Source organism: Ilumatobacter sp., assembly GCF_041688325.1.
Lineage (GTDB): Bacteria > Actinomycetota > Acidimicrobiia > Acidimicrobiales > Ilumatobacteraceae > Ilumatobacter_A.
The window spans coordinates 1-2,078 of the sequence record NZ_JBDNIJ010000069.1 but is presented as its reverse complement, the minus strand read 5'-3'; the positions used below and the strand labels follow the sequence as shown (position 1 = coordinate 2,078).

The window sequence follows — 2,078 nt, the reverse complement described above, 5'->3', positions numbered from 1 at the left end:
GCGCCCAGCCGGTCGGCTTCGAACTCGCGAGAACGTGACAGCGCCATCTGCATCACGCTCGCGGCCACCGGTGCGACGATTGCGAGGGCCATGACGACCATCGGGTTGGGTGCGTCGTCCTCGTTGGATCCGCCACCAAACATCGATGCGAACATCGCCAGGTTCGCGATCATCGAAATGCCGGTCGCAACCGCCGCCGCAATCGACCCGATCAGAATGTCACGGTGCCGGACGTGTGCGACTTCGTGGGCCACCACGCCACGCACTTCGTCACGATCGAGCGCCGCCAGCAACCCCTCGGTGACACAGACCACGGCGGTGCGCTCGCTGCGGCCGGTCGCGAACGCGTTCGGCTGCGCATCGGGCGACAGGAACAGTCGCGGCGTGCGCATCCCGGCACGTTCCGCGAGTACAGCCAGATCGGACTGCAACCATTCCAATTGGCCGGGCCGGACCTCTTCGGCACGAGCGGAACGCACAGCGAGACGATCAGAGAACCAATAGGAACTACCAACAAGGCCGAAACCAAACACGGCACCGATCACGATGCCTGTCGGGCCGCCGAGCAGCGAGCCGACCAAGATCAACGAACCGGCGAGGCCGGCGAGCAGAGTAAAAGTCTTCAGGGTGTTCTTGAACACGAGGGTTGTCCTTTCAGCGCACGACAAAATTGACGATGCTGAAAGTCTCCCCGCCCGATTTCTCGGACTGGCCACGCCGGCCCCGTGGTGGGACGTCTTGACGACTGGCCTCGAGGGGTACTCCCCTTCAGTAAGGGTGATGATAGAGGTCGTTAATCACATATCATCGGAAGTGCGAAATAAAATGCACCTATTCGATGGCCCGACGATGTATGACGGTGTGCGGCGGCGATCGACTCAGGTCGTGTAATCGGCGTTGAAGCGCACGTAGGTGTCGGAGAGGTCGCAGCCCCACACCGTTGACTCGCTCTCGCCCAGCCCGACGCTGACGTGGATCAGTACGTCGGTGCCCGACATGTAGCCCGACAGTGCGGCGAGCGCGTCGTCGTCGAGGAGGCGGGGATACACCTCGTTGGTGCCGAAGCGAATCGTGACTGCGGTTTGATCGATCAGCTGATCGTCGGCGTGGTCGCTGCACTTACCGATCGCCATTGCCACGCGGCCCCAGTTCGGATCGCCGCCGTGGACCGCCGTCTTGACGAGGGGTGAGTTGACGATTGCCTTGGCGACTCGCTTGGCCTGGGCCGGATTGATTGCACCGTCGACGTGGACTTCGATCAACGAGTTCGCACCTTCGCCATCACGGGCGATCTGCTTGGTGAGGTCGACAGCCACTGCGTAGAGCGCAGCTTCGAACTGTGCGGCATCGACGGGGCCGGCGATGCCGGAGGCCATCACGATCGAGGAGTCGCTCGTCGAGGTGTCGGTGTCGATGCTGACGCAGTTGAAGGTCCGGTCAACGACGCGCCGGAAGGTGGCGTCGAGCTCGTCTGATGCAATGGCGGCGTCGGTGAAGAGCAGTGAGATGTGCGTGGCCATGTTCGGCTCGATCATGCCGACGCCCTTGGCCATGCCGACGATCCGTGCGCCGCCGGGGAGCGTGGCCTCGGCGAGCTTGACGACCGTGTCGGTGGTCATCATCCCGCGTGCGGGCCCGTCGGCATCGCGGCGGGGGAGCGGTTGGGGAATGGCCTGCAAGCCGGCGCGGACACGGTCCATTGGATAGCGGCGCCCGATGACGCCGGTCGACGTGACGACGATGTCGGTGGGGTCGCAGCCGAGCCGTTCGGCGACTGTCGTCGCGACTTCGCTGGCGTCGGCGATGCCGTCGGGCCCGGTGGCGACGTTGGAGTTCTTGGAGATCACGACGACGGCTTGAGCGCTGCGGTTCGCAACGTGCTCGCGGCTGAGCGTGACGCTGGGCCCGGCGAATCGGCTGGTGGTGAACACGGCAGCGGTGGGTACCGCAGCGTCGGCCGCGATGACGACGAGGTCATCAGTTTCGTCTTTGATGCCGATGTTCGCAACATGCGCGGAGAACCCGCCCGGGAGTTCGATCATGTTCGACAGACTACGACCCGGTTCGGTGGTACCGAT

2 protein-coding genes are annotated in these 2,078 nt (G+C 64.1%); both read right to left on the bottom strand.

Annotated features, from left to right (window positions below):
• Positions 1-641, bottom strand: a 641-nt coding sequence (locus tag ACH2EI_RS05065; RefSeq protein ID WP_395159324.1) for a M48 family metalloprotease, incomplete at its 3' end; no start/stop codon positions are given.
• A gap of 237 nt (positions 642-878) precedes the next feature.
• Positions 879-2,042, bottom strand: coding sequence for a bifunctional glutamate N-acetyltransferase/amino-acid acetyltransferase ArgJ (gene argJ, locus ACH2EI_RS05060; RefSeq protein WP_395154848.1), 1,164 nt, complete (start codon positions 2,040-2,042; stop codon positions 879-881).
• Positions 2,043-2,078 lie beyond the last annotated feature (36 nt).